Below are 25,719 nucleotides of genomic sequence, written 5' to 3' on the forward strand. Positions count from 1 at the left end.
TTACGGTGTCGCCTCGGCCTCGACGGCCAGGGCTGTGCGCAGTGCCGCCGTGTCGAGCGCTCCTGCGGACCGTAGGGCCCGGGGGAACGCTCTGCGGCGGACCGCCTGGTCGAGGCAGACCGCGGCAGGGTGCACGTAGGCACCCCGGCCGGGCAGCGTACCGCGTGGATCGGGGACGCATTCGTCCCCGACCGCCACGATGCGCAGCAGATCGCTCTTGGCCGCTCGCACCCGACACCCCACACAGGTGCGTTCGGGGCATGCGCGGGCTTGCGTCCGGCCAGACACGCCTAAGTCTACCTCCCCGCACCGACCTCACCCCTTCAGGTGAAAAATCGAACGGACGTTGTTGTGATCCACGAGCGGGCCTCCACTTGCGGACCGCGCTCCGTGTCCCTGTCTACCGGCCGGAAACCTCCGGCCGGTACTGGTTTATTCCCGGCCCCGGCCCTGGCCACGGTCGTGACCGCGGTCCTGGGTCCGGTCCTGGGTCCGGTCCTGGCCTCGGCCGCCGTCACCCTCGCCGTCCCGGTCCGGGGTCTCCTCGGTGTCCGGGCGGATGTCGATGCGCCAGCCGGTGAGCCGCGCGGCGAGGCGGGCGTTCTGGCCCTCCTTGCCGATGGCGAGCGACAGCTGGTAGTCGGGCACGGTCACCCGGGCGGAACGCGAGTCCCAGTCGACGACCTCGACCTTGCTCACCCGAGCGGGTGACAGGGCGTTCGCGACCATCTCCGCCGGGTCGTCCGACCAGTCGACGATGTCGATCTTCTCGCCGTGCAGCTCGGCCATCACGTTGCGCACGCGGCTGCCCATCGGGCCGATGCAGGCGCCCTTCGGGTTCAGGCCCGAACGGGTGGACCGGACGGCGATCTTGGTGCGGTGGCCGGCCTCGCGGGCGATCGCGGAGATCTCGACGCTGCCGTCGGCGATCTCGGGGACCTCCAGCGAGAACAGCTTCTTCACCAGGTTGGGGTGGGTGCGCGACAGGGTCACGGAAGGCCCGCGGACACCCTTCGCCACGCGCACGACGTACGTCTTCAGACGGAGCCCGTGCGTGTACTCCTCACCCGGGACCTGCTCCTGCACCGGCAGGATGGCCTCCAGCTTGCCGATGTCGACCAGGACGTTCTTGGGGTCCTTGCCCTGCTGGACGACGCCGGTGATGACGTCGCCCTCGCGGCCGGCGAACTCGCCGAAGGTCAGGTCGTCCTCGGCGTCGCGCAGACGCTGGAGGATCACCTGCTTGGCGGTCGTCGCGGCGATCCGCCCGAAGTCCGACGGGGTGTCGTCGAACTCCTTGGGCTCCTGGCCCTCTTCGAGGTCCCTCGGGTCCTCCGTCGCCCACACGACCACGTGACCGTTGGTGCGGTCGAGCACGACGCGGGCACGCCGGAAGCTGCCCTCGGTGCGGTGGTACGCGATGAGGAGGGCCGACTCGATCGCCTCGACGAGCAGGTCGAAGGAGATCTCCTTCTCCCGGACCAGACCCCGCAGGGCACTCATGTCGATGTCCACGGCTACGCCTCCTCTTCCTTCTTGTCCTTGCGGTTGAACTCGATCTCGACACGCGCCTTGGCGATGTCGGTGAACGCGATGCGGCGGGTGGTCGCCTTGCGGCCCTTCACACCCGGTACTTCGAGGTCCAGGCCCTCGTCGTCGACGCCGAGGATGCGGGCGACCAGTTCCCCGGCACCCTTTTCACCGTCGGCGGACAGCTGAAACTTCACGAGACGACCGGTCGCCCGAACGTAGTGACGGTGCTCGCTGAGCGGCCGGTCCGCACCCGGGGAACTGACTTCGAGGACGTACTCGTCCTCACCCATCACATCGGAGGCGTCGAGCAGGTCGGAGACCTCACGGCTCAGCTCGGCACAGGCGTCCAGCTCCACGCCCTCATCGGAGTCCACGACGATCCGCAGCATGCGGCGCTTGCCCGCCTTGGACAGCTCGATCTCTTCGAGGTCCAGTCCCTTGGCGGTGACGAGCGGCTCCAGCAATCCGCGCAGCCTGTCGCTCTGGGTGGTGCTCATCCGGGTGACTCCTCGGCCGCGTGTGCTGTTGTGGTTTTCGTCGCGTGTCAGGTCAAAGGGTATCCGGTCGCGGAGGGTGTTGCCGTCCGCTCTCCCGACGGGCCCCCAGGTACCGTGATCACACCCTGCCCAGACACCACCCCCGAGGACGGCGCCGTGCCCTGGACCCTGCCCCCCCGGCCCTCCCGAAGGAGCCTGCTCACCGGAGCCGCCGGCGCGGCCGGGGCCGCCCTGCTCGCCGGATGCACCGGCGGGGGCGGCCCGTCCGGGGAAGGCACCGGAATTCCACTCGAACGGCGGATGCGGGAGGGCGCCGTTCGTGACAGCGCGCGGCTGCTCGAACGCTACGACGCCACCGCCGCCGTGCATCCCGCGCTGGCGGAGCGGCTCGCACCGCTGCGGGCCGCCGTCGCGGCGCACTCGGCGGCCCTGGCCTTCCCGGCCCCGGACGCCGGGGGCCGCACCTCGGCCGCCCGTTCAGCCCCGCCCTCGCCCTCGCCCTCCGCCTCCGCGGCCGCCACCGCGCCGTCCGGGCCCCCGGCGGCGAGCCGTGAGGCCGTCCCGCCGAAGCCCGCCGAGGCGCTGAGCTCCCTCGCCGACGCCGAGCGGAGCCTGTCGGAGGCGCGGACCATCGCGCTGGCCGGGGCCCCCGGGGAACTGGCCCGGCTGCTGGCCTCCGTCGCCGCCTGCGGCGCCGTCCACGCGTACCTGCTCACCTCCACCCCCGGAGCCGCCTCGTGAAGCCCGAACCCTCCCCCGCCGGCCGTGCGCTGCGGGCCGCCCAGGCCGCCCTGGCCGCCGAGCACGCGGCGGCGTACGGGTACGGGGTGATCGGCGCCCGGGTCGCGGCGGACCGCGCCACCGAGGCCCGCGACGCGTACGGCACCCACGTGGCCCGGCGCGACGCGCTCACCCGCACGGTGCGCGAGCTGGGCGGCACGCCCGTGGCCGCCGAGGCGGCGTACGCCCTGCCCTTCGAGCTGCGCACCCCCGACGACACCACGCGGCTGGCCGCCGTGATCGAGGACCGGGTGGCGGGCGCGTACTCCGATCTGGTGCGGGCGGCGGACGGCCGGTTGCGCCGCGAGGCGGCCGACGCGCTGAGCGCCGCGGCCGTCCGCGCGGCGCGCTGGCGCGGCAGCGGCGTAGCCTTCCCTGGGCTCACGGAACGCTCCGACCGAGCTCCCACCAGCTGAAAGGGATCACGCACGCATGGCTTTCGAACCGCCGCAGCGGCTTGTACGGGCGCTCGGCGAGCTGCCGGAGGAGGAGCGGGACACCCAGTGGCTGGGGCACCTGCCCGAGCTCACCGAGGAGGCGCTGCACCGGCGGCAGGTCGTGGCCCAGCGGGTCCAGGCCCCGGGCGGCCGCAGCAGCCTGGTGCTCCTCGTCCGGTACGCCGACGGCACCCCGGCCGCCCTCAAGCTGGCCCCGCCCGGAGCCCGGCCGGACCGGGAGCTGGCGGCGCTCGCCCACTGGGGCGGTTTCGGGGCCGTACGGGTCCTCGACTCCCGCCACCACGAGGCGGACGGGGCCCTGCTGCTGGAGCGGCTGCACCCGGAGGTCTCGCTGCGTTCGCTGCCGGACGCCAAGGCCCTGCTGGAGGCGTGCGGCACGTTGCGGCGGCTGTGGGTGGAACCGCCGCCCGGTCACCCCTTCGAGACGGTGGCCGAGCGCACGGCCCGCCAGGGCGGGGCGCTGCGCGCCGCGCCCGCGGAGGTGCGGGCGCTCGCGGACTCGGCGCTGGCGCTGCGCGCGGAGCTGACGGCGCTGCCGGGCGAGGAACTGCTGCTGCACGGGAACTTCCGGCAGGGCAAGGTACTGGCCGGGGAGCGGGCGCCGTGGCTGACGGTGGGCCCGGACCCGCTGGTGGGCGAGCGGTCCTACGACCTGGCCCGGCTGGTGCGGGACCGGCTGGAGGACCAGATGGCCACCTCGGCGGGGGCGGCCGGGGCCCGGCGGCGGGTGCACCGGCTCGCGGACTCGCTGGAGGTGGACCGCGACCGGCTGCGGGGCTGGACGGTGTTCAGGGCGGTGGAGTCCGGGGTGCGGGCACTGGCCGCCGGGCGGCGCGGGGACGCGGAGCTGCTGCTGGAGTTCGCCGCCTGGTTGTAGGGCATACCGTAGGTAAGAGGTATGAGTCCGGCAGGGGGCCGTCATGGTCGAGGAACTGCTGACAGCGGCGGTGGCCGCCGCCACGGGTGTGATGGTGTACACGGGCGTGGCGGCCCGGGTGGTGAAGCAGTACGAGCGGGGCGTGGTCTTCCGCTTCGGCCGGCTGCGGGAGGGCGTCCGCGGGCCCGGGTTCACGATGGTGCTGCCGTTCGTGGACCGGCTGCGCAAGGTGAACATGCAGATCGTGACGCTGCCGGTGCCGGCCCAGGAGGGCATCACCCGGGACAACGTCACGGTGCGGGTGGACGCGGTCGTGTACTTCAAGGTCGTGGACCCGGCCAACGCGATCATCGAGGTGGAGGACTACCGGTTCGCGGTCTCCCAGATGGCGCAGACCTCGCTGCGCTCGATCATCGGCAAGAGCGACCTGGACGACCTGCTGTCCAACCGGGAGCAGCTCAACCAGGGGCTGGAGCTGATGATCGACAGTCCGGCGGTGGGCTGGGGCGTGCAGATCGACCGGGTCGAGATCAAGGACGTGTCGCTGCCGGAGACCATGAAGCGGTCGATGGCCCGGCAGGCGGAGGCCGACCGCGAGCGGCGGGCCCGGGTGATCAACGCGGACGCGGAGCTCCAGGCGTCGAGAAAGCTGGCGGAGGCCGCGGCCGTGATGTCGGAGCAGCCCGCCGCCCTCCAACTGCGCCTGCTCCAGACGGTGGTGGCGGTCGCGGCGGAGAAGAACTCCACCTTGGTACTGCCGTTCCCGGTGGAGCTGCTGCGCTTCCTGGAACGCGCGGCCCCGGCCCCCGCGACGGCCCCGGACGCCCCGGCGGCGGCGCCCGCGCCGGACGCCGTCAACCGGGGCCGGGCTCCGGGCGGGCTGACGCCGGTCGCGTCGCCGCCGCCCCCGGCACGGCCCGACGGGCCGACCGAGGAGCGACCGGAGGAGCGGCGGGCCGAGCCCGCCTAGGCCTTGGCGGCCGGTGCGTTCAGGCGGGCGAGGGCCTCCTCCAGGGGGAGTTCCTCGCGGGTGCCGGCCGCGCGGTCCTGGAGTTCGACCACGCGGTCGCCCGAGCGGCGGCCCGCCACCAGGATCCGGGGCACGCCGATGAGTTCGGCGTCGGTGAGCTTGACGCCCGGGGAGAGTCCGGGCCGGTCGTCGAGCAGGACCCGGTGTCCGGCGGCGGCCAGCGCTTCGGCGGCCTCTTCGGCGAGCGCCAGCGGGACGGCCTTGCCGGCGGCCACGACGTGGACGTCGGCCGGTGCCACGGCGGCGGGCCAGCACAGGCCCCGGTCGTCGGCGGTCTGCTCGGCGAGCGCGGCGACGGCGCGGGAGACGCCGATGCCGTAGGAGCCCATGGTGACCCGGACGGGCTTGCCCTCCTTGCCGAGGACGTCGAGCCCGAAGGCGTCGGCGTACTTGCGGCCGAGCTGGAAGATGTGCCCGATCTCGATGGCCCGGTCCAGGCGCAGTCCGGCCCCGCAGGAGGGGCAGGGGTCGCCCGGCTCGACGACGACCACGTCGAGGTGGCGGTCGACCTCGAAGTCCCGGCCGCAGACCACGTTGCGGGCGTGCGTGTCGGCCCGGTTGGCGCCGGTGACCCAGGCCGTGCCCGGAGCCACGCGCGGGTCGGCGATGTAGGGCACCTTGTCCAGGCCCTGCGGGCCGACGTAGCCGCGTACGAGGTCGGGCCGGCCGGCGAAGTCCTCCGCCGTCACCAGCTCCACCACCGCCGGGGCGAGGTGCTCGCCGAGCTTGCCGAGGTCCACCTCGCGGTCGCCGGGGACGCCGACGGCCGTGATCTCTCCGTCGACCTTGACGAGGAGGTTCTTCAGGGTCGCCGAGGCGGGGACGCCCAGGTGCGCCGCCAGCGTCTCGATCGTGGGGGTGTCGGGGGTGTCCACCTCCTCGATCGCGGGGTGTTCGGCGGTCACGGGCGTCAGCGCGAAGGTCACGGCCTCGGTGTTCGCCGCGTAGTCGCAGGACGGGCAGTCCACGAAGGTGTCCTCGCCGGCCGCGGCCGGGGCCAGGAACTCCTCGGACGCCGATCCGCCCATCGCCCCGGAGACCGCCGAGACGATCCGGTGGTCCAGGCCGAGTCGCTCGAAGATCCGTACGTAGGCCTCGCGGTGGAGCCGGTAGGACTCGGCCAGGCCCTCGTCGGACACGTCGAAGGAGTACGAGTCCTTCATCTGGAACTCGCGCCCGCGCAGCACTCCGGAGCGGGGGCGGGCCTCGTCGCGGTACTTGGTCTGGATCTGGTAGAGCATGACCGGCAGGTCCTTGTAGGACGTGCACTGGTCCTTCACGACGAGGGTGAAGATCTCCTCGTGGGTGGGGCCGAGCAGGTAGTCGGCGCCCTTGCGGTCCTTGAGCCGGAACAGCAGGTCGCCGTACTCGGACCAGCGGCCGCTGACCTCGTAGGGCTCCTTCGGCAGCAGCGCCGGCAGCAGCACTTCCTGCGCCCCGATGGCGTCCATCTCCTCGCGGACGATGCGCGAGACGTTGTCCAGGACTCGCTTGCCGAGCGGCAGCCAGGTCCACACCCCCGCCGAGCTGCGGCGGACGTAGCCGGCGCGGACGAGGAGGCGGTGGCTGAGGGTTTCGGCGTCGGCCGGGTCCTCACGGAGGGTCTTGGCCATGAGGCGGGACATGCGCTGCACGTGTTGCGTTGACATGTCCGGAGGCTACCGGGGCGGGTGCGGCTCCCGGAAACCGTTTCGCCGGCCGAGCAGCGGGAGCCGCGCGCCCATGACCGCGTACGGGAGGCTCGCGCTCGGGAAGTGCACGCGGCGGGCCAGGTCCCGGTAGCCGAGGGCCGTGTAGAGGCCCCGGGCGGGGCTGTCGGTGTCGATGGCGGAGAGGATCGAGTGGGCTTCGCTCGCCTCGTCGGTGAGCCGGGTGATGAGGGCGCGGCCGACGCCGTGGCCCTGGAACCCGGGGTGGACGTGGAGCTCGGTGATGACGAAGGAGCCGTCGAGCCAGCCGTCGGCGCCGCCGGCGCGCAGGTACGGCTCGACGACGGTGGACCACCAGTGGGCGCGGTCGTTGGGCATTCCGTAGACGAAACCGGCGAGGGTCCCGTCGTCGGTGCAGGCGCCGAGCGCGCGGGCGCCGGGGCAGGTCATGTGGCGCTGGACGATGTAGCGCCGGATGCCGACCTCCTCCTCGCTGAGCCCGAAGGCCACGGCCTGGACGCGCAGGGCCTCGTCCACGCGGCCGGCGAGGTCGAGGGGCCCGATGCGGAGTCCGGCGGGCCGTGCGGGGTCGTCGCCCCCGGGGGTAGGAAGCATGCGGCGACCTTACTGCGGGGTAGTGCCGCTCGGGTACGGCTTCCGCGAGGAAAAGGGGAGCTCGGGACGGGGGGGAGGCGGCGGGCCCGGGAGGGGGCCCTCAGAACAGGATGCTCATGAACGCGCCGACCTCGCGGAAGCCGACCCTTCGGTAGGAGGCGCGGGCCGCGGTGTTGAAGTCGTTGACGTAGAGGCTGACGACGGGGGCGATGTCGCGCAGGGCGTACTCGACGACGGCGGCCATGCCGGTCTCGGAGTGGCCGCGGCCGCGGAAATCGGGATCGACCCAGACGCCCTGGATCTGGCAGGCGCGGGCGGTGGCGGCGCCGATCTCGGCCTTGAAGACGACCTTGCCGTCCTCGACGCGGGCGAACGAGCGGCCGGAGCCGACCAGCTCGGCGACCCGGGCCTGGTAGAGGAGACCGCCGTCGCCGGCGAGCGGGGAGATGCCGACCTCCTCGGTGAACATGGCCACGCAGGCGGGCATGATCAGGTCCATCTCGTCCTTGCGGACGCGGCGCACCAGGGGGTCGGCGGCGACCTTGGCGGACGGCTGCTCGATGACCATGAGGGGCTGGTGGGCGCGCACGTCGCGGGCCGGTCCCCAGCTGGGCTCCAGGAGCTTCCACAGCAGCCGGGTGGCCTCGGCGGGCCCGACGATGGAGGAACAGCGGCGGCCGGTGCGGCGGGCCCGGTCGGCGAAGGCCCGTACGGCGTCGGGTCCGGCGCAGACGGGGACGAGGTTGGCGCCGGCGTAGCAGAGCGCGCGGAGCTCGCCGTCGGCGTACCAGCCCCACATCTCCCCGCCCAGGCGCCAGGGGTCGAGCCCCGCGACCTGGACCCGGGAGGTGACGAAGGCGTTCTCGACCGGCTCGCGTCCGAGGATGTCGAGCGCGGCGTCGAGATCACTGGGGCCAAGGACCCGGGTGGTGGTCTGCGTCAACACTGGGGCCTCACCGTGCAAGTCCGCTGATCTCCGCACTGTACCCGGCGTCGCCTGCGGATGCCCTGTCCCACAGGTCACGAAAAGACCCCGGCCCCGCCCCCGAACTGCGGGAACGGGACCGGGGCCGCTGCTTGCGGGGCTCAGACGCCGATGGCGACGGTGGGCTCGCCGGAGGCGACGCCGTCCTTCTCCATCTGCTCGGCGATCTTCATCGCCTCTTCGATGAGGGTCTCGACGATCTTCGACTCGGGGACGGTCTTGATGACCTCGCCCTTCACGAAGATCTGGCCCTTGCCGTTGCCGGAGGCGACGCCGAGGTCGGCTTCACGGGCCTCACCGGGGCCGTTGACGACGCAGCCCATGACCGCGACGCGCAGCGGGACCTCCATGCCCTCCAGGCCCGCCGTGACCTCCTCGGCCAGCTTGTAGACGTCCACCTGGGCGCGGCCGCAGGACGGGCAGGAGACGATCTCCAGGCGGCGCGGCTTGAGGTTCAGCGATTCCAGGATCTGGTTGCCGACCTTGACCTCCTCGACCGGCGGGGCCGAGAGGGAGACGCGGATGGTGTCGCCGATGCCCTCGGAGAGCAGCGCGCCGAAGGCGACGGCGGACTTGATGGTGCCCTGGAAGGCGGGGCCGGCCTCGGTGACGCCGAGGTGCAGCGGGTAGTCGCAGGCGGCGGCCAGCTGGCGGTAGGCGTTGACCATGACGACCGGGTCGTTGTGCTTGACCGAGATCTTGATGTCGCCGAAGCCGTGCTCCTCGAAGAGGGAGGCCTCCCACAGCGCGGACTCGACCAGCGCCTCGGGGGTGGCCTTGCCGTACTTCTTCAGCAGGCGCGCGTCGAGGGAGCCGGCGTTGACGCCGATGCGGATCGGGGTGCCGGTGTCCTTGGCGGCCCGCGCGATCTCCTTGACCTTGTCGTCGAACTGCTTGATGTTGCCCGGGTTCACGCGGACGGCGGCGCAGCCGGCCTCGATCGCGGCGAACACGTACTTCGGCTGGAAGTGGATGTCGGCGATGACCGGGATCTGCGACTTCTTCGCGATGACGGCCAGCGCGTCGGCGTCGTCCTGGGTCGGGCACGCGACGCGGACGATGTTGCAGCCGGAGGCGGTCAGCTCGGCGATCTGCTGGAGCGTGGCGCCGATGTCGGAGGTGCGGGTGGTGGTCATCGACTGCACCGAGATGGGTGCGTCGCCGCCGACGGCCACGGAACCGACCTGGATCTTGCGGCTGACCCGGCGGTCGGCAAGCTTCGTCGGCACGGACGGCATTCCGAGAGAGATGGCAGTCATCTGCTGTGCAACCCCAAGGTGTGGATCAAGGTCCCGAGATCGGCGGGCTCCAGCCTTCGAGATTACGCCAATCAACACGGTCCCCCCGCATCCGAGGGGGTGCGCCACCCGAACGTAGGGAGCCGGGCACGATGCGTGCCCGGCTCCCCGGTCCGTCCTGTACCGCGCTCCGCCGTTAGGTGATCTTGATCGGGTTCACCACGTCCGCGACGAGCACCAGCAGGGTGAAGCAGACGAAGACACCGGCGACCACGTACGCGGCGGGCATCAGCTTGGCCACGTCGAAGGGGCCGGGGTCGGCGCGCCGGAAGAGCTTGGCGACGCTGCGGCGCAGGGACTCCCACAGGGCGCCGGCGATGTGTCCGCCGTCCAGGGGCAGCAGGGGCAGCATGTTGAACAGGAACAGGGAGAGGTTGAACATGCCCAGGACGTTGAGCAGGATCGAGAACTTCTGCTCGCCGGGCAGGTCCAGGGCGGCGATGTCCCCGCTCATGCGGGCCGCGCCGACGATGCCCATCGGGGAGTCGGGCTCGCGCTCGGCGCCGTCGAAGGCCGCGTTCCACAGGGCGGGGATCTTGGCGGGGAGCTTGACCAGGCCCTGGATGCTGCCGTCGACGATCTCGCCCATGTGGTTCACGGACTCGCCGAAGGACAGGGCCGCGATCTCGTTCTTCGGGCTGAAGCCGAGCCAGCCGGCCGTCACGTACTCGCCCTTGACGTAGCCGCCGTGGCCGTCGGTCTTGGCGACCCGGTTCTCGATGAGGTCCACGGGGACGACCACCCGCTGCCCGTCGCGCACGACGGTGACGGTGGTGGCGCCGATGGTGTCGCGGATGCGCTTCTGCAGCTCGGACCAGTCGGAGACCGGCCGCCCGCCGAAGGCGACGATCTTGTCGTCGGCCCGCAGGCCGGCCTTCTTGGCCGGGGCCACCGGGTCTTGCGCCTTGCAGACCTCGCGGTTCTCGCTCTGCTGGATGACGCAGGGCGAGACGCTCGCGATCTGGGTGGTCGTCCGGTTGATCCCGAAGGTCATCCAGACGCCGAAGAAGATCGCCAGGGCGAGCACCAGGTTCATGAAGGGGCCCGCGAACATCACGATGACGCGCTTCCAGGGCTTGCGCGTGTAGAAGAGCCGCGACTCGTCCCCGGGCCGGAGCTCCTCGTAGGCCGCCGAGCGGGCGTCCTCGATCATGGAGCGGAACGGGGAGGTGGAGCGGGCCGTGACCTTGCCGTCCTCGCCGGGCGGGAACATCCCGATCATGCGGATGTAGCCGCCCATGGGGATGGCCTTGATCCCGTACTCGGTCTCGCCCTTCCTGCGGGACCAGATGGTCTTGCCGAAGCCGACCATGTACTGGGGCACGCGGATGCCGAAGAGCTTGGCCGTGGAGAGGTGGCCGAGCTCGTGCCAGGCGATGGAGAACAGCAGTCCGCCCACGAAGACGAGTACACCGATCAGATTCAGCACCAGCGTCATGCGCTCGCCTCCAGGGCGGCCCGCGCCGCCATCTCCCGTGCCCGGGCCCTGGCCCAGGTCTCCGCTTCGAGGACGTCCGCCACGGTCAGGGAAGTTCCCGACTCCGGCGTCCCGTGCTCGTCGACCACCGCAGAGACGGTATCCATGATTGCTGTGAACGGCAGCCGACCGGCCAGGAAGGCCTCGACGCACTCCTCGTTCGCCGCATTGAACACGGCGGGCGCGGTGCCGCCCACGGTGCCGACGTGCCGGGCCAGGCCCACGGACGGGAAGGCCTCGGTGTCCAGCGGGAAGAACTCCCAGCTCGACGCCTTGGTCCAGTCGAAGGCGGGGGCCGCGTCCGGGATCCGCTCGGGCCAGCCCAGACCGATCGCGATGGGGCCGCGCATGTCCGGCGGGGTGGCCTGGGCGAGGGTGGAGCCGTCGCTGAACTCGACCATGGAGTGCACGTAGGACTGCGGGTGGACGACGACCTCGATGCGGTCGAAGGGGATGTCGTAGAGCAGGTGGGCCTCGATGACCTCCAGGCCCTTGTTGACCAGGGTGGCGCTGTTGACGGTGATCACCGGGCCCATGGCCCAGGTGGGGTGTGCGAGGGCGTCCTCGACCGTGACGGAGGCCAGCTCCGCGCGGGTGCGGCCGCGGAAGGGACCGCCGGAGGCGGTGACGACGAGCTTGCGGACGTCGGCGCGGGTGCCGGCGGCCAGTGCCTGGAAGAGGGCCGCGTGCTCGGAGTCCACCGGAATGATCTGGCCGGGCTTCGCGAGCGCCTTGACCAGCGGCCCGCCGACGATCAGCGACTCCTTGTTGGCCAGGGCCAGGGTGCGGCCCGCCCGCAGTGCGGCCAGGGTGGGCGCCAGGCCGATGGAACCGGTGATGCCGTTGAGGACGGTGTGGCATGCGGAGGCGGCGAGTTCGGTCGCCGCGTCGGGTCCGGCGAGGATCTCCGGCAGCGGCTCGGAGGCGCCGTACTGCTCGCTCAGCGCCTCCTTGAGGGCCGGTACGGCGTCCTCGCGGGCGACGGCCACCTTCTCGACCCGCAGCAGCCTGGCCTGTTCGGCCAGCAGCCCGACGCGTCCGCCGGCGGCGGACAGGGCGGTGACCCGGAAGCGCTCCGGGTTGCGCAGGGCGAGGTCGATGGCCTGGGTGCCGATGGACCCGGTCGACCCGAGGATGACGATGTCCCGGCGGCCGGCCGAGGCGTCGAAGAGGAGGTGCGGGTCGGCGAGGGGGGCTGGACTGTCGCTCATGCCCACCATTGTTGCCGCAACTCAGGAGCGCTCGGACAGGGAGTCCCCGTCCGCGACCCTCAGGAGGAGGTGCGGGAGCGTTCCGGCGAAGTCCGGGAGGGTCCGGGCCGCCTCCCACCAGGCGTCCGGGTCCCCGTCCAGGGCCAGTGCGAACAGCCGGGCGGCCTCGGCGCGCGCGGCGAGCACGGCCTCCGGCCGGTCGTAGCGGTCGGGGTGGTCCACGTCGCCGAGCCAGTGGTCCTCGTCCAGGGCCCAGCAGGCGGGAAGCTTGTGCCGGATCACGTCGGTGCCGGTCAGCAGCCCGCGGTCCAGGCAGTCCCGGACCCAGCGGATGTCCTCGTCGACGGTCTCCATGGGTACGGCGAGGCTGGTCAGGGCCAGTTCCCGCTCCACTCCCCCGGTCGGTTCCAGGGCGGCAGGCGCCAAGGCGCGCACGGCCTCGGCGAGGCCGTCGGCGGGCGGGCCGGGCGGGGGACCGGCCAGGACGCCGTTCGCGACGCCGTGGGCGAGCGCGGTCAGCGCTCCCGGGAAGGACGGGGCCTGCCTCAGCAGTTCGGCCCACAGCCGCGGGTCGTCCCCCAGGGGTTCCAGCGCGCGGGTGGCCGCGGTGCGAATCTCCGCCCGCTCGGACAGGTTCCAGCGCAGGCCGCGGGTCCCGGTCGGCCGGCACAGGAGCAGGGCGCGGTGCGCGGGGGCGGTGTGGGCGACCAGTTCGGCCGGGGTGAGCAGGCCCATCCGGACGGCGCGGACGAACGGGCGGTGCCAGGCCCTGCCGTACGGGCCGGCGCCCGTGGTCGTCAGGAGCGTGCGCACGGTCTCCCGGGACGGCTCCGCGCGCATGAGCAGGGCCTCGACGGAGCCGGGGGGCAGGGGCCGCCGCAGGTGCTCGGAGGCCGGCAGCTCCGGGTCCGCCGTGTGCGGGAGCGCCAGGATGTCGAGCGGGACCCTGGGATGGTGCGTGCCGTGGCGGCGGAGCAGGCCGATGAGCTCCTCGCCGCTCAGGGGGCCGTCGGCGGGGTCGCGGCCCAGTTCCGCGCGCAGCAGCGGCAGCAGCGCCTCGGGGGTGCGGCGGGCCGCGTAGCGTGCGGGGCCCGGCAGGCCGGGCAGCGGGCAGCCGCGTACGTAGGGGTTGCGGGCGACGAAGTGCCGGTCGCGGTCGGTGCCGTCGCGCACGAGGAGGGTGACGGCGGAGGCGGGCAGGCGTTCGTCGCGGCAGAGGTGGTCGCGGGTGTCGGGGTCGAGCCGGCCGATCAGGTCGGCGGCGATGTGCTGCGGTGCGTGGCGCAGTACGAGCGCCACGCACCAGGCCTGCCGCCGGCTGTCCCTGTGTCCGTCCATTGCCTTGCTCCGTGCCGCTCGTACGCCTGTCCGCTTCCCCGCCGTGCGGCGATGATCGCAGGTCAGCGGAGCGGGCGGTGCACGTTTTTGTGTACGGAGGGGCCGGGGGCCGCGTCCGCGATCCACGGGCCGTCGCCCGAGGGGTCGAGGACTCCTTCCTCCAGCCAGGTGTAGGTGCCGCCGAGGACACCTTCGACGACCTTGCGGTCGAGGTCGTCGGTGTTGGACCAGAGGCGGCCGAAGAGCTCCTCGACGCGGAGCCGGGACTGCCGGCAGAACGCGTCGGCGAGCTGGTACGCCTCGCGGCCGTGGTCGCCGGTGGCGCGCAGGTGCTCTGCGCGGACGCAGGCGGCGCTCATGGCGAAGAGCTCGGCGCCGATGTCCACGATCCGGCCGAGGAACCCCTGTTTCGTCTCCATGCGTCCCTGCCAGCGCGCCATGGCCAGGAAGGTGGAGCGGGCGAGTTTGCGCGAACCGCGTTCGACGTAGCGCAGGTGGGTGGCGAGGTCGGGGTGGCCCGCCGGGTGGAACTCCCGGTAGGTGCCGGGGACCTGGCCGGGGCCGGCGGCCAGCTTCGGCAGCCAGCGGGCGTAGAAGCCGGTGGCGCGGGCTCCCGCCCTGGCCTTGTCCGCCAGGGCCTTGTCGGGGTCGATGAGGTCCCCCGCCACCGAGAGGTGGGCGTCGACGGCCTCGCGGGCGATCAACAGGTGCATGATCTCCGTCGAGCCCTCGAAGATCCGGTTGATGCGCATGTCGCGGAGCATCTGCTCGGTGGGCACGGCCCGCTCGCCGCGCGCGGCCAGCGACTCGGCGGTCTCGAAGCCTCGGCCGCCGCGGATCTGGACCAGCTCGTCGGCCATCAGCCAGCCCATCTCCGAGCCGTAGAGCTTGGCGAGGGCCGCCTCGATGCGGATGTCGTTGCGGTCCTCGTCGGCCATCTGGGAGGCCAGGTCGACCACGGCTTCGAGGGCGAAGGTGGTGGCCGCGATGAAGGAGATCTTGGCGCCGACGGCCTCGTGCCGGGCGACCGGGCGGCCCCACTGCTCCCGTACGCCGCTCCACTCGCGGGCGATCTTCAGGCACCACTTGCCGGCGCCGACACACATGGCGGGCAGCGACAGGCGGCCGGTGTTGAGCGTGGTCAGCGCGATCTTGAGGCCCGCTCCCTCGGCGCCGATCCGCTGGGCGGCGGGCACGCGGACCCGGTGGAAGCGGGTGACGCCGTTCTCCAGGCCGCGCAGGCCCATGAAGGCGTTGCGGTGCTCGACGGTGATCCCCGGCGAGTCCGCCTCCACGACGAAGGCGGTGATCCCGCCGCGGTGCCCTTCGCTCGCGGGGACCCGGGCCATGACCACGAGGAGGTCGGCGACCACCCCGTTGGTGGTCCACAGCTTCACCCCGTCGAGCACGTAGCCGTCCTCGCCGTCCGGCACGGCCGTGGTGGCCAGGCGCGCCGGGTCGGAGCCGACGTCGGGCTCGGTGAGCAGGAAGGCGCTGATCGCGGAGGTGGCGCAGCGGGGCAGATAGGCGTCCTTCTGCTCCTTCGTGCCGAACATCTTCAGGGGCTGCGGGACCCCGATCGACTGGTGCGCGGAGAGCAGGGCGCCGATGGCCGGGCTGACCGAGCCGACGAGGGCCAGCGCCTTGTTGTAGTAGACCTGGGTCAGCCCCAGGCCCCCGTACTCGGTGCCGATCTTCATGCCGAGGGCGCCGAGCTCCTTGAGCCCGCGCACCGTCTCGTCGGGGATCCGCGCCTCGCGCTCGATGCGGGCTCCGTCGATCTCGTTCTCGCAGAAGACCCGCAGCCGGGCCAGGAAGGCCTCCCCGCGCCGGACGTCCTCGTCGGCGGGGAGCGGGTGGGGGTGGATCAGGTCGAGCCGGAACCGCCCGAGGAACAGCTCCTTGGCGAAGCTGGGCTTGCGCCAGTCCTGTTCCCGGGCCGCCTCCGCGACCTGCCGCGCCTCGCGCTCGGTCACCTTGGGCTGTACGGGCTGTACGGGCTGCGTCGCTGACATCCGGGTGCTCACCTCGCCGTATCGGGGGGACTACCGATCGGTGCTACCTGTGAGTCGTACCCGTTCCGGGCACCCGGGAAAAGGCCCGTGCGGGTGGCGGGGAAATGGGGGACGGCCGGAGCCCCCGCACAGTGGGCTCCGGCCGTCGGTCCGTGACCGTACGAGTCGGTCAGATGTCGAGGCCCGTGAGGACCAGGACGCGCTCGTACGTGTAGTCGTCCATCGCGTAGCGGACGCCCTCGCGGCCCACGCCGGACTGCTTGACGCCGCCGTACGGCATCTGGTCGGCGCGGTAGGACGGCGCGTCGCCGATGATCACACCGCCGACCTCGAGCTCGCGGTGGGCGCGGAAGGCGACCTGGATGTCGCGGGTGAAGACGCCGGTCTGCAGGCCGAACTTCGAGTCGTTGACGGCGGCGAAGGCCTCGTCGGTGTTCTCGACCCGGGTGATGGTCAGGACCGGGCCGAAGACCTCCTCGGTCGCGAGCTTGACGCCCGCCGGGATCTCCGCGAGGACGGTCGGCTCGACCGTGGCACCGTCGCGCTTGCCGCCCGTGAGCAGCTTGGCGCCGGCGGAGACGGCCTCGTCCACCCAGGACTCGACGCGCTTGGCGGCGTCCTCGGAGACGAGGGGGCCGACGTCGGTGGCGTCGTCCGCCGGGTCGCCGGTGACCTGCGCCTGGACCTTCGCGACGACCTTCTCGACGAGGCGGTCGTAGACGGAGGCGTCGGCGATCACGCGCTGCACGGAGATGCAGGACTGGCCGGCCTGGTAGTTCGAGAAGGTCGCGATACGGGTCGCGGCCCAGTCGAGGTCGGCCTCGGAGGACCAGTCGGCGAGGACGACGGCCGCGGCGTTGCCGCCGAGCTCCAGGGTGCAGTGCTTGTGGGGCACCGACTGCTGGATGGCGTAGCCGACGGTGTCGGAGCCGGTGAAGGAGATGACCGGGAGGCGGTCGTCCTTGACCAGGGCCGGCATCTTGTCGTTGGCGACCGGCAGGACCGACCAGGAGCCGGCCGGGAGATCGGTCTCGGCCAGCAGCTCGCCCAGGATCAGACCCGAGAGCGGGGTGGCCGGGGCCGGCTTCAGGATGATCGGCGCGCCGACGGCGATGGCCGGGGCCACCTTGTGGGCGCACAGGTTCAGCGGGAAGTTGAACGGCGCGATGCCGAGGACCGGGCCCTTGACGAAGCGGCGGGTCAGGGCCAGGCGGCCGACGCCACCGGCGTCGGTGTCCAGGCGCTGGGCGTCTCCGCCGTTGAAGCGGCGGGCCTCTTCGGCGGCGAAGCGGAACACGGACACCGCACGGCCGACCTCACCGCGGGCCCACTTGACGGGCTTGCCGTTCTCGGCGGAGATCAGCTGGGCGATCTCCTCGGTGCGCTCGGTGAGCCGCTTGGACACGTGGTCCAGGGCGGCGGCCCGTACGTGGGCGGGGGTCGCGGAGAACTCCGCCGTCACGGCGTACGCCGCGGCCACGGCCTCTTCGACCTGGGCGTCGGTGGGCACGCTGACCGTGCCGACCAGACGGCCGTCCCACGGGTTGTGGACGTCGAAGCTGTCCTCGCCGGTGGCCTGGCGGCCGGCGAGCCAGAAGGCGTGGGTGGAAGTCATGCGAATCCCGGCCCTTCGGGTTGGTGCGGTGGGGTCCTGTCGAGACCACCGTAGGACTCCGCCGGGCTTTCGGTGTTTATCCGGCATGGAGCGCCGCCCTCCCGCCCTGCGCCGCTTTGTCAGTGTCGCGGCCCGGACCTCCCGTGCGGCGGGGTGCCGGCGGGGGCTACGGGGCGGTCGAGCCGGCCTTCAGGGCGAGCCACAGCTCCATCCGTACGTCCGGATCGTCCAGGGAGCGACCGAGGATCTCCTCGACGCGCTTCATCCGGTAGCGCAGCGTGTGGCGGTGCACACCGAGGTCGGCCGCCGCCGCGTCCCACTGCCCGTGGCGCGAGAGCCAGGCCTGGAGGGAGGCCACGAGATCGCCCCGGCCGGTCGCGTCGTGTTCCCGCAGGGCCCGCAGGGTGCCGTCCGCGAAGGCCCGTACGGCGTCGTCGGCCAGCAGCGGCAGGACGGAGCCCGCCGCGAGGTCCTCGTGCTCGACGAGCGGCCGTCCGCGGCGGCGGGCCACGGCGAGGGCCTGGTCGGCCTGCTTGAAGGCGGCCGCCACGCCCGCCGCCGCGGCGGGCGCCGACAGCCCGACCACCAGCTCGTCCGGCTCGGGCCCCGCCGCGTCCCGGCCGCGCCGGGTCTCCAGCGCCTCGGCGTGGTCCGCGCACGCCTGTACGGCCGAACCCCCGTCGGCGGCGAGCACCACCAGCCGGCCCTCCTCCGGCACCACCAGCAGCGCCTCGCCGGTCCGCGCGGCCGCCGACTCCACCGCGTCGGCCAGCAGCGCCAGCCCCTCCGGCTGCGCGGTGCCCGGCAGCGCCGGTTCCGCGACGACGATCCGGAACGGCGCCTCCAGCAGGGCCCCGTACAGGTCCCCCGCCACCGCCCGGGCGTGCTCCGCCTGCCCCTCCAGCAGCATCCGCAGCACGGCCGCGCCGAGCCGGGACTCCGCGTCGTGCAGCGACCGGGAGCGCTCGGTGGTCAGGGTGAGCAGGGCGACGGCGGAGTGCACCGCGTACCGTTCGGCGGTGCCCAGCGGGGCCCCCGTACCGACGGCCAGCGCGCCCCGGGGCCGCCGTCCGGTGCCCAGCGACTGAAGCTCGACGCGGTCTTCCGAGCCGCCGACGACCGCGCTCGCCGGGGCGGGCCGCTCGCGCAGCCGCTCCACGTCGGGGGTGAGCCGCGCGGCCCGGCGCGCGGCCCACTCGGGGGCGGCGGCGACGACGGCGCCGGAGGTGTCGTACAGCGCGGCCCAGCCGTGCACGTGGGCGGCCAGCTTCGCCAGCAGGTCGGCGGGGCCGTCGGCGGAGAGCGCGGCCCGGGTCAGCTCCCGCTGCGCCTCGAAGCCGGCCGTCACGGCCCGGTACTGGTCCGCGGCGAGGGCCGCCGAGACAGCCTTGCTGATGGCGAGGAACGGGGTGCGCCGGGGCACCTCCAGCAGCGGCAGGTCCTCCTCGCGGGCCGCGTCGACCAGCGCCTGCGGGACCGCCTCGTAGTTGACGCCGACGGCGAAGCCGATCCCCACGACCCCGGCGGCCGCGAGGCGCCGTACGTAGCGGCGCATCTCCTCGGGGTCCTCGGCGTCCAGCTTCATCGCCGTGACGAGCAGCAGCTCCCCGCCCTCCATGTAGGGGACCGGGTCGGCGAGCTCGCTGACGTGGGCCCAGCGGACGGGGGTGTCGAGGCGGGTCTCCCCGGCCCGGACGCTGAGTTTGAGCGCCGAGTGCTGGACGAGCGAGGCAAGGGTGAGCGGCATCGGGTACCAGGGGCCTTCGGCGGGAGGGGAGGGAGACTGCGGGGCCTTCGGGATTTCGCCGTGACGTATGAACGGCCCTTCTCGATTCTGCCACCCCGTACGGGTCGGCTCAGCCCGTTCCGGCCAACCGGACGAGCAGCGGCGCCGCCCGCTCCCCGCGGACCGAGGTCAGCGAGAGCACCGCGCAGCCGGGCGGTACGGCGTGCGCCAGCTCGGAGGCCGACCACCGTTCGCGCTCGACCTGGCGCACGGTGACGGCGTCGGTGGTGACCGCCTTGCCGGTGACCATCTTGCGGAAGGCGTGGATGGCCCGGGTGAGCGGCTGGTCGGCGAAGACGGTCCGGTGGGTGACGTCCCGGGTCTCGACCCATTCGGTGCCCCAGGCCTCGGCGAAGCGCTTCCCGTCCCAGGTGGTGACGCCGGAGAAGGCCATCCGGCAGCCGACGGCGCCGAGCAGCGGGGTGCGCAGGGCCTCCGGTACGTCGTCCAGCGCGCGCAGGGTCAGCAGCACCCCGGCGTTCACCGACCGCAGCCGCTGCACCCCGCGGACCGTCTCGGGGGTCAGGGTGTGCGAGGCGTCGTCGAGGGCGAGGAAGGCGAAGAGCGAGCGGTCGGCGCGGGCGGTGGCGCAGGCGTTGAACTGGGCGAGGAGCAGCCGGGCCAGCATCCGGGAGGCGTCGGCGTGGCCCCGTTCGGGGAGGTCGATCCGGACCCGGACCGGGTGTTCCAGGGCGCGCATGGAGAAGGGGCGGCCCTGGCCCGTGGTGTCGAAGAACCCGGCGAAGGCGGGCCGGTCCAGCAGGGCGAGCCGGTCGGCGAGGGCGGGGCCGGGGTCGGCGGGGGCGCCGTGCTGGCGCGTGCGCGCGTCGAGCTCGCGGAGCATGGCCTGCTGTCCGGCGTCCTCCAGCCTGTGGCGCAGCGCGTCCAGGGCGGGCGGCAGCCCGTCGAGGAGCTCGCGCAGCTCCGGCACGGCGGGGAAGCGTCCGTACGCCGCCCGGTACGGGCCGAGCAGCTGCGCGAGGGCGGTCGCGGCGCGGCGCACGTCGATGCCGGGGACGTCTCCGACGAAGGCCTCGGCGAGGAGGGTGGCGGCCTCGTCGGGGTCGGCGGTGCCGCCGTAGAGGTCGAGGTCGTGGACGGAGTCGGGGTCGCCGACGCGGACGACGATGTCGTAGCCGCCGTCGGGGCCCAGCCCGGCGCCGGCGGAGCCGACGGCGATGACGGCGGCCTGGCCGGCCAGCGCCTGCAGCGCGAGGGACTCGACGACGGGCCGCACCAGCCGGGCGGTCTTCCCGGTCCCGGAGGGCCCGACGGCGAGCAGGGAGGTCCCGAGCACCTCGGGGTCGAGGGCGAGGGGGGTGCCGCGGCGGGCGTAGGGGTTGCGCTCCTGGTCCTCGACGCTGCCGAGCAGCACCTGCCGGGCGATCAGGTCGTGCCGGGCGGCGCGCACGGGCAGGTCCCGGTCGCCGGAGGGGTGGAGGCAGGCGGCGGCGCCCTTGTCGCGCACGGAGTCGGCGAAGGCCCGCACACGGGTGGGGTCGGCCTGGACGGAGTCCCAGGCGCGGCGGATGCGGGCGTAGTCCACGTCGTTCATCCGCCCGCCCGCGACCTCCCCCCCGAGCCGGTCGGCCACCTCCGGGAGCCCGGCGGCGCGGAGCTGGGGCCACTGGGCGGGATCGACGCCGTCCTGCGGGACGGGCCCGGCATCTCCGGGGACGGCCGGGGTGGCGGGCCGGGGCTCAAGCCTGGGGGGGCGCAGGGCGAACCAGACGAAGACCGCGACGACGAGCACGTTGATGACGGTGTCGGCCTGACCCATCGTGGCGACGTTGGCCTCCAAGTCCTGGGCGTCCAGGCTGAGGAACGGGTATACGACCATCCCGACCGGCAGGGCCATCTCGCTCACCAGCCAGAGCGTGATCAGGCCGAGCAGGCCGACCGCCCCGGCGTGGACGAGTCGGCCACGTGCGGCGACCAGCAGCCGCCAGGCCCTGGGCCAGCTGCCCAGCCGCCCGAAGCCGTACAGGAGTGCGGCGTCGAAGAGGAGTTGGTAGAGGGGTAGGGCAACTTCCCCGCCGCTGCCCTTGACCGGTTCCCCCGAGAGCGCGGCCCACCGGTCCCCGGTCCACCAGCCGCCGGGGGTAAGAACTTTGACCGGCAGCGTCCAATACGGAAGGTAGCCGTTGCGCATGACCGTCCAGACGATCACACAGACGACCAGCGCCAGGACGGCGCTGCTGAGCACGGTGCGGCCGCTCCCGGCCACGGGCTCCTGCCCGGCCCTCGGCACGTACCCGAACCGCCAGACCCCCGGCTCCGCCCTCGGGCGCGACGTCCGGACCCAGGCCGCCAGCGGAGAGCCCACCGCCGGTGCGTGCGCCGGCTTGGGGGGGAGGGGGGTCGGGGGGCCCGCCGGGCGGGGGACCTGCCCTGCCCGGGCCGTCTGTCCGTCGTGCGTGCCTTCGGTGTCCATGAACCCCTGCCCCCTGACCGTGCCAAGCGCTGCGGCGCTCAATCTAGTGCCCGGTACGGCCCGGCGGCCGTCGCCCACCGGGTTCCGCGGGACGCGTCCCCTTTCCTTCCTATGGCCGCCGCGGACAAGGACACGCGGGCACCACTCCCGAACGGAGCATGCCTAACCCCCTCCCCCGGGCCTAGCCTGCGGACAAAGACACAAGTGCGTCCGAAAACACCCCCCAGGAGCCCCCTATGACCGCTGTCCCGCAGGAGCGCCGCATCGTCACCGCGATCCCCGGCCCCAAGTCGCAGGAGCTGCAGGCCCGCCGCCTTTCGACGGTGGCCGGCGGCGTGGGCTCCGTCCTGCCCGTCTTCACGGCCCGCGCGGGCGGCGGCATCATCGAGGACGTCGACGGCAACCGCATGATCGACTTCGGTTCCGGCATCGCCGTGACCTCGGTCGGCGCCTCCGCCGAGGCCGTCGTGCGCCGCGCCTCCGCGCAGCTCGCCGACTTCACCCACACCTGCTTCATGGTCACCCCCTACGAGGGCTACGTCGAGGTCTGCGAGGCCCTCGCCGAGCTGACCCCCGGTGACCACGCCAAGAAGTCGGCCCTGTTCAACTCGGGCGCCGAGGCCGTCGAGAACGCCGTCAAGATCGCCCGTTCGTACACCAAGCGCCAGGCCGTCGTCGTCTTCGACCACGGCTACCACGGCCGTACGAACCTCACGATGGCCCTGACCTCGAAGAACATGCCGTACAAGCAGGGCTTCGGTCCGTTCGCCCCCGAGGTCTACCGCGTCCCGGTCGCCTACGGCTACCGCTGGCCGACCGGCGCCGAGAACTGTGGCCCCGAGGCCGCCGCCCAGGCGATCGACCAGATCAGCAAGCAGATCGGCGCCGAGAACGTCGCCGCGATCATCATCGAGCCGGTCCTCGGCGAGGGCGGCTTCATCGAGCCGGCCAAGGGCTTCCTCCCGGCGCTCGTGAAGTTCGCCAACGACAACGGCATCGTCTTCGTCGCCGACGAGATCCAGTCCGGCTTCTGCCGCACCGGCCAGTGGTTCGCGTGCGAGGACGAGGGCATCGTCCCGGACCTGATCACCACCGCGAAGGGCATCGCGGGCGGTCTGCCGCTCGCCGCCGTGACCGGCCGCGCCGAGATGATGGACGCCGTGCACGGCGGTGGCCTGGGCGGCACCTACGGCGGCAACCCGGTGGCCTGCGCCGGTGCGCTCGGTTCCATCGAGACCATGAAGGAGCTCGACCTCAACGCCGCGGCGAAGAAGATCGAGTCGGTCATGAAGACCCGCCTGACGGCCATGCAGGAGAAGTACGACATCATCGGCGACATCCGCGGCCGCGGCGCCATGATCGCGATCGAGCTCGTCAAGGACCCGGTCTCCAAGACCCCGTTCCCGGAGGCGGCCGGCGCGCTCGCCAAGGCCTGCCACGCCGAGGGCGTGCTCGTCCTCACCTGCGGCACCTACGGCAACGTGCTCCGCTTCCTGCCCCCGATCGTCATCGGCGAGGACCTGCTGAACGAGGGCCTGGACGTCATCGAGGCCGCTTTCGCGGGCATCTGAGCGAACGCCCGAACACAGGCTCCCGTCGCTACCGCCGGTAACGGTCGGGCACTGTGAAGAAGGTGTGGGGGGCCGATGGCGGGAGCGCGTTCCCGCTGTCGGCCCCCCTCCCGTTGGCGTACGGTTTCTGCAGATGAGTGAGACAGACCGTTCCCGGGCGACCGGGGACGATTCCGGTACCGGGCTTCCCCAGCGCCGTACTGGGCATGCGTTCGCGCACACTCCTCTCAGATCGGACGGCCGTCCGCCCCAAACCCCCCGGGGCGCACGGCAACCCGATCCGGGCGGCCGTCCCGGAACCATCCCCCCTGTTCCGGGACGGCCGGCCATCCTCTCCTCCGCCGCGGCCCTCTCGGCCCTCTGCGCCGTCCTCTTCGCCCTGATCACCTGGCAGGTCCGCACGTCGGGACCGTTGCTGACCCCGGATCACGCGCTGAGCCGCGCCGTGGTGCGCACCGTTCCCGACGCCGTCACCGAACGCCTCGCCGACCTCGGGAACATCCAGGTCGCCGTGCCCGTCCTGGTCCTCGCGATGCTCTACGCCGCCCGGCGCGGCCGGGCCCGCGCCGCGCTGACGGCCGGCCTGGCGATGGCCCTGGTGCCGGCGCTGATCGTGCCGCTCAAGGAGTGGACCGCCCGCCCTGGCCCCCTGGAGCCCTGGGCCGCCGGCTACTTCCCCTCGGGGCACACGGCGACCGCCCTGACGGCCTATGCGGCGGCCGCCCTGCTGCTCACCCCGCACACCCGCCGCCCCTGGCCCCCCGCCCTCGCGGCCCTGCTGACGGCCCTCACCGCGACGGGCCTGGTCCTGCGCGGCTTCCACTGGCCCCTGGACGTCCTGGCCAGCCTGCTGCTGTGCACCCCGCTCCTGCTGGCCGTGCGCCGTGCGGCGGCCCGCCCCGCACGGGCGGACCGCCGGCGGGACGGACGGGCGGCGGCGGGTCAGCCGCCGAAGTAGGCGTCGAAGCCGCGGCTGAACTCCCAGCCGCCGAACCGGTCCCAGTTGACGGACCAGGTCATCAGGCCGCGCAGGGCCGGCCAGGTGCCGTGGGTCTGGTACGCGCCGCAGTTCAGCTTCTTCGTGAGGCAGTCCAGCGCCTTGCCCACCTCGGCCGTCGGGGGGTGGCCGTTGCCCGCGTTGAGGGCCGCGACCCGGAAGGTGTACGGGGTGGACGCGGCGAGGACGGTGACGGTGGCCGAGGTGGCGGTGACGGTCAGCGGGCCGGCGCCGTCCCGGTAGACCTTGTACGAGGTGGCTCCGGTGGCCGCCGCCCAGGCGAGGGTGACCGCGGTGGAGGAGGCCGCGGAGCCCGTCAGGCCGGTGGGGGCGGCCGGGGGCTGCGGCCCGCCGGGTCCGGTTCCGCCCGGGTCGGGGCCGACGAGGGTGAGGTCGTCGGTGAGGTGGGCGGGCCGGCCGTACCAACCGTGGGTGTAGACGGTCACCGAGGTGGTGGCGGGGCCGGTGCGGAAGCCTGTGGTGAGCTGCTTCCAGGTGCCGGGGGTCTGGGTCCGGGTGGAGACGTCGGTGGTGCCGGTGCCGCTCGCGCCGAGGTAGACGTAGGCGCCCTGCACCCAGGCGGAGAGGGTGTACGCGGAGTCGGGCCTGACGGTGACGGTCTGGGAGCAGCGGGCGTTGTCCTGGCCGGCCGGGGTGGCCCTGAGGGCGGAAGCCCCGCCGTGGACCGGGGCGGTGACGACGGCTCCGGACGCGCCGGAACAGCTCCAGCCGTCGAGGCCGGATTCGAAGCCGCCGTTGCGGACGAGGTCGGCGTCCACGGCCGCGGCGGGCGGGCCCGCCGTGAGGAGTCCGGCCACCGCCAGGGCGGCGGCCGCGAGGAGGGGGAGCACTCTGCGCACGACTGCCTCCGGAACATGGGGGGATGGAGCCGGGCCCCTGGCGGGGAGCGACGGCGGCGCCCAAGATGGTCCAGACCAATCCTCTCGTCAAGGGGTGCGGTCCTCACCGGCCTCCCCCGCCAGGACCCGCCCCACCGCCTCGTGCATCGCGAGCTCCAGCAGCACGGGGTCGGTGAGCGTCCCCTCCCCGTCCGGGACCACCAGCCAGCGCACTCCGTCCGCCTCACGGACCGGGTGCGGGACCGCGATCCAGGTCCCGCGCCCGGCGCCGCGCACGCCCGTGCCGAGCCAGCGCGACGCCGTCCCCGGGGGCACGAAGAAGCCCACCCGGGCGTCGCCGCAGTCCGCGAGCACCGGACCTGGCCGGCCGGTGAGCAGGTGCAGTACGTCGAGGGTGGCCCGGCCCAGCTCCCCCGGCAGGATCAGCACGTCCCAGCTCCGGCCGGCGGGCAGGAGGGCGACGCCGAGGGGGCCCCGCTCCCATTCCCACCGGCAGGCGTCGGGATCCGGCGCCACCGATACCAGCCATTCCACTGCCGCCTTGGCCCCCGGGAACGTCATCGCCCGGCCTCCGTTCTCTCGTGCGCGGTGAAGGGTTCTCACCGGGAGAGAGCGGGGCCGCGCGACGGTATGACGCGAGTTCCGTTACTCCGTCATGGTGAAGGGGGTCACACGGCGCGCACCCCTGTACGC

At 73.3% G+C, this 25,719-nt stretch carries 21 protein-coding genes and 1 pseudogene; 6 read left to right on the plus strand and 16 right to left on the minus strand.

Annotated features, from left to right (window positions below; genetic code table 11):
• The 3 genes from ACZ5D2_RS30120 to rimP form a co-directional block, all read right to left on the minus strand.
• On the minus strand, positions 1-288 hold the full coding sequence (locus ACZ5D2_RS30120; protein WP_371676412.1) for a YlxR family protein: 288 nt from the start codon (positions 286-288) through the stop codon (positions 1-3).
• A gap of 144 nt (positions 289-432) precedes the next feature.
• A complete protein-coding gene (nusA, locus tag ACZ5D2_RS30125; protein WP_468933677.1) occupies positions 433-1,515 on the minus strand; it encodes a transcription termination factor NusA in 1,083 nt (360 codons plus the stop codon).
• 2 nt (positions 1,516-1,517) lie between these two features.
• Positions 1,518-2,030 (minus strand): ribosome maturation factor RimP, encoded by a 513-nt coding sequence (gene rimP / locus ACZ5D2_RS30130; RefSeq protein ID WP_266842692.1) that lies wholly within the window; start codon positions 2,028-2,030, stop codon positions 1,518-1,520.
• A 114-nt stretch (positions 2,031-2,144) separates the two neighbouring features.
• On the opposite strand from rimP, the gene ACZ5D2_RS30135 reads away from it, so the two are divergent.
• The 4 genes from ACZ5D2_RS30135 to ACZ5D2_RS30150 are packed head-to-tail and all read left to right on the plus strand — an operon-like array spanning position 2,145 to position 5,115.
• Positions 2,145-2,771, plus strand: a complete 627-nt coding sequence (locus ACZ5D2_RS30135) for a hypothetical protein (RefSeq protein WP_468933679.1) — start codon at positions 2,145-2,147, stop codon at positions 2,769-2,771.
• On the plus strand, positions 2,768-3,226 hold the full coding sequence (locus ACZ5D2_RS30140) for a ferritin-like domain-containing protein (protein ID WP_468933681.1): 459 nt from the start codon (positions 2,768-2,770) through the stop codon (positions 3,224-3,226). The genes ACZ5D2_RS30135 and ACZ5D2_RS30140 overlap by 4 nt, the downstream gene beginning before the upstream one ends.
• A gap of 16 nt (positions 3,227-3,242) precedes the next feature.
• Positions 3,243-4,145 carry an aminoglycoside phosphotransferase family protein gene (locus tag ACZ5D2_RS30145; protein ID WP_371676416.1) on the plus strand — a complete coding sequence of 301 codons (903 nt, stop codon included), beginning with the start codon at positions 3,243-3,245 and terminating at the stop codon, positions 4,143-4,145.
• 43 nt (positions 4,146-4,188) lie between these two features.
• Positions 4,189-5,115: a slipin family protein gene (locus ACZ5D2_RS30150; protein ID WP_371676417.1), complete on the plus strand. Its 927-nt coding sequence runs from the start codon at positions 4,189-4,191 to the stop codon at positions 5,113-5,115.
• On the opposite strand, the gene ACZ5D2_RS30155 is transcribed toward ACZ5D2_RS30150, so the two are convergent.
• From ACZ5D2_RS30155 to ACZ5D2_RS30205, 11 genes are all read right to left on the minus strand, one after another.
• The gene (locus ACZ5D2_RS30155) at positions 5,112-6,824 is read right to left on the minus strand and encodes a proline--tRNA ligase (RefSeq protein ID WP_468933684.1); all 1,713 of its coding nucleotides are present in this window, start codon (positions 6,822-6,824) and stop codon (positions 5,112-5,114) included. The two genes, ACZ5D2_RS30150 and ACZ5D2_RS30155, sit on opposite strands and share 4 nt — an antisense overlap.
• A 9-nt stretch (positions 6,825-6,833) precedes the next feature.
• A complete protein-coding gene (locus ACZ5D2_RS30160; RefSeq protein ID WP_468933686.1) occupies positions 6,834-7,439 on the minus strand; it encodes a GNAT family N-acetyltransferase in 606 nt (201 codons plus the stop codon).
• A 100-nt stretch (positions 7,440-7,539) separates the two neighbouring features.
• Positions 7,540-8,385, minus strand: coding sequence for a GNAT family N-acetyltransferase (locus ACZ5D2_RS30165; RefSeq protein WP_468933688.1), 846 nt, complete (start codon positions 8,383-8,385; stop codon positions 7,540-7,542).
• Positions 8,386-8,525: 140 nt separating this feature from the next.
• Positions 8,526-9,683 (minus strand): flavodoxin-dependent (E)-4-hydroxy-3-methylbut-2-enyl-diphosphate synthase, encoded by a 1,158-nt coding sequence (gene ispG / locus ACZ5D2_RS30170; protein WP_468933689.1) that lies wholly within the window; start codon positions 9,681-9,683, stop codon positions 8,526-8,528.
• A gap of 175 nt (positions 9,684-9,858) precedes the next feature.
• Positions 9,859-11,160: a M50 family metallopeptidase gene (locus ACZ5D2_RS30175; protein ID WP_468933691.1), complete on the minus strand. Its 1,302-nt coding sequence runs from the start codon at positions 11,158-11,160 to the stop codon at positions 9,859-9,861.
• Positions 11,157-12,410, minus strand: coding sequence for a 1-deoxy-D-xylulose-5-phosphate reductoisomerase (gene dxr, locus ACZ5D2_RS30180; RefSeq protein WP_468933693.1), 1,254 nt, complete (start codon positions 12,408-12,410; stop codon positions 11,157-11,159). Before dxr ends, ACZ5D2_RS30175 begins: the two co-directional genes overlap by 4 nt.
• 21 nt (positions 12,411-12,431) lie before the next feature.
• Positions 12,432-13,748: a serine/threonine-protein kinase gene (locus tag ACZ5D2_RS30185; protein WP_468933697.1), complete on the minus strand. Its 1,317-nt coding sequence runs from the start codon at positions 13,746-13,748 to the stop codon at positions 12,432-12,434.
• Positions 13,749-13,810: 62 nt separating this feature from the next.
• Positions 13,811-15,763, minus strand: coding sequence for an acyl-CoA dehydrogenase family protein (locus tag ACZ5D2_RS30190; RefSeq protein WP_371676424.1), 1,953 nt, complete (start codon positions 15,761-15,763; stop codon positions 13,811-13,813).
• Between the two features lie 169 nt (positions 15,764-15,932).
• Positions 15,933-17,378 (minus strand): aldehyde dehydrogenase family protein, encoded by a 1,446-nt coding sequence (locus ACZ5D2_RS30195; RefSeq protein ID WP_371676425.1) that lies wholly within the window; start codon positions 17,376-17,378, stop codon positions 15,933-15,935.
• A gap of 166 nt (positions 17,379-17,544) precedes the next feature.
• Positions 17,545-19,125, minus strand: coding sequence for a PucR family transcriptional regulator (locus ACZ5D2_RS30200; RefSeq protein WP_468933700.1), 1,581 nt, complete (start codon positions 19,123-19,125; stop codon positions 17,545-17,547).
• 109 nt (positions 19,126-19,234) lie between these two features.
• Positions 19,235-21,598: a type IV secretory system conjugative DNA transfer family protein gene (locus tag ACZ5D2_RS30205; protein WP_468933702.1), complete on the minus strand. Its 2,364-nt coding sequence runs from the start codon at positions 21,596-21,598 to the stop codon at positions 19,235-19,237.
• A 236-nt stretch (positions 21,599-21,834) separates the two neighbouring features.
• On the opposite strand from ACZ5D2_RS30205, the gene gabT reads away from it, so the two are divergent.
• Both gabT and ACZ5D2_RS30215 read left to right on the plus strand, forming a co-directional pair.
• Positions 21,835-23,169, plus strand: coding sequence for a 4-aminobutyrate--2-oxoglutarate transaminase (gene gabT, locus ACZ5D2_RS30210; protein WP_371676428.1), 1,335 nt, complete (start codon positions 21,835-21,837; stop codon positions 23,167-23,169).
• Positions 23,170-23,581: 412 nt separating this feature from the next.
• Positions 23,582-24,127 carry a phosphatase PAP2 family protein gene (locus tag ACZ5D2_RS30215; protein ID WP_371676429.1) on the plus strand — a complete coding sequence of 182 codons (546 nt, stop codon included), beginning with the start codon at positions 23,582-23,584 and terminating at the stop codon, positions 24,125-24,127.
• A gap of 146 nt (positions 24,128-24,273) precedes the next feature.
• On the opposite strand, the pseudogene ACZ5D2_RS30220 reads toward ACZ5D2_RS30215, so the two are convergent.
• Both ACZ5D2_RS30220 and ACZ5D2_RS30225 read right to left on the minus strand, forming a co-directional pair.
• A pseudogene (locus tag ACZ5D2_RS30220) lies at positions 24,274-25,026 on the minus strand (carbohydrate binding domain-containing protein); the annotation flags it as partial.
• 87 nt (positions 25,027-25,113) lie between these two features.
• On the minus strand, positions 25,114-25,587 hold the full coding sequence (locus ACZ5D2_RS30225) for a hypothetical protein (protein WP_468933705.1): 474 nt from the start codon (positions 25,585-25,587) through the stop codon (positions 25,114-25,116).
• Positions 25,588-25,719 lie beyond the last annotated feature (132 nt).

The organism is Streptomyces sp. NPDC031479 (assembly GCF_055581065.1).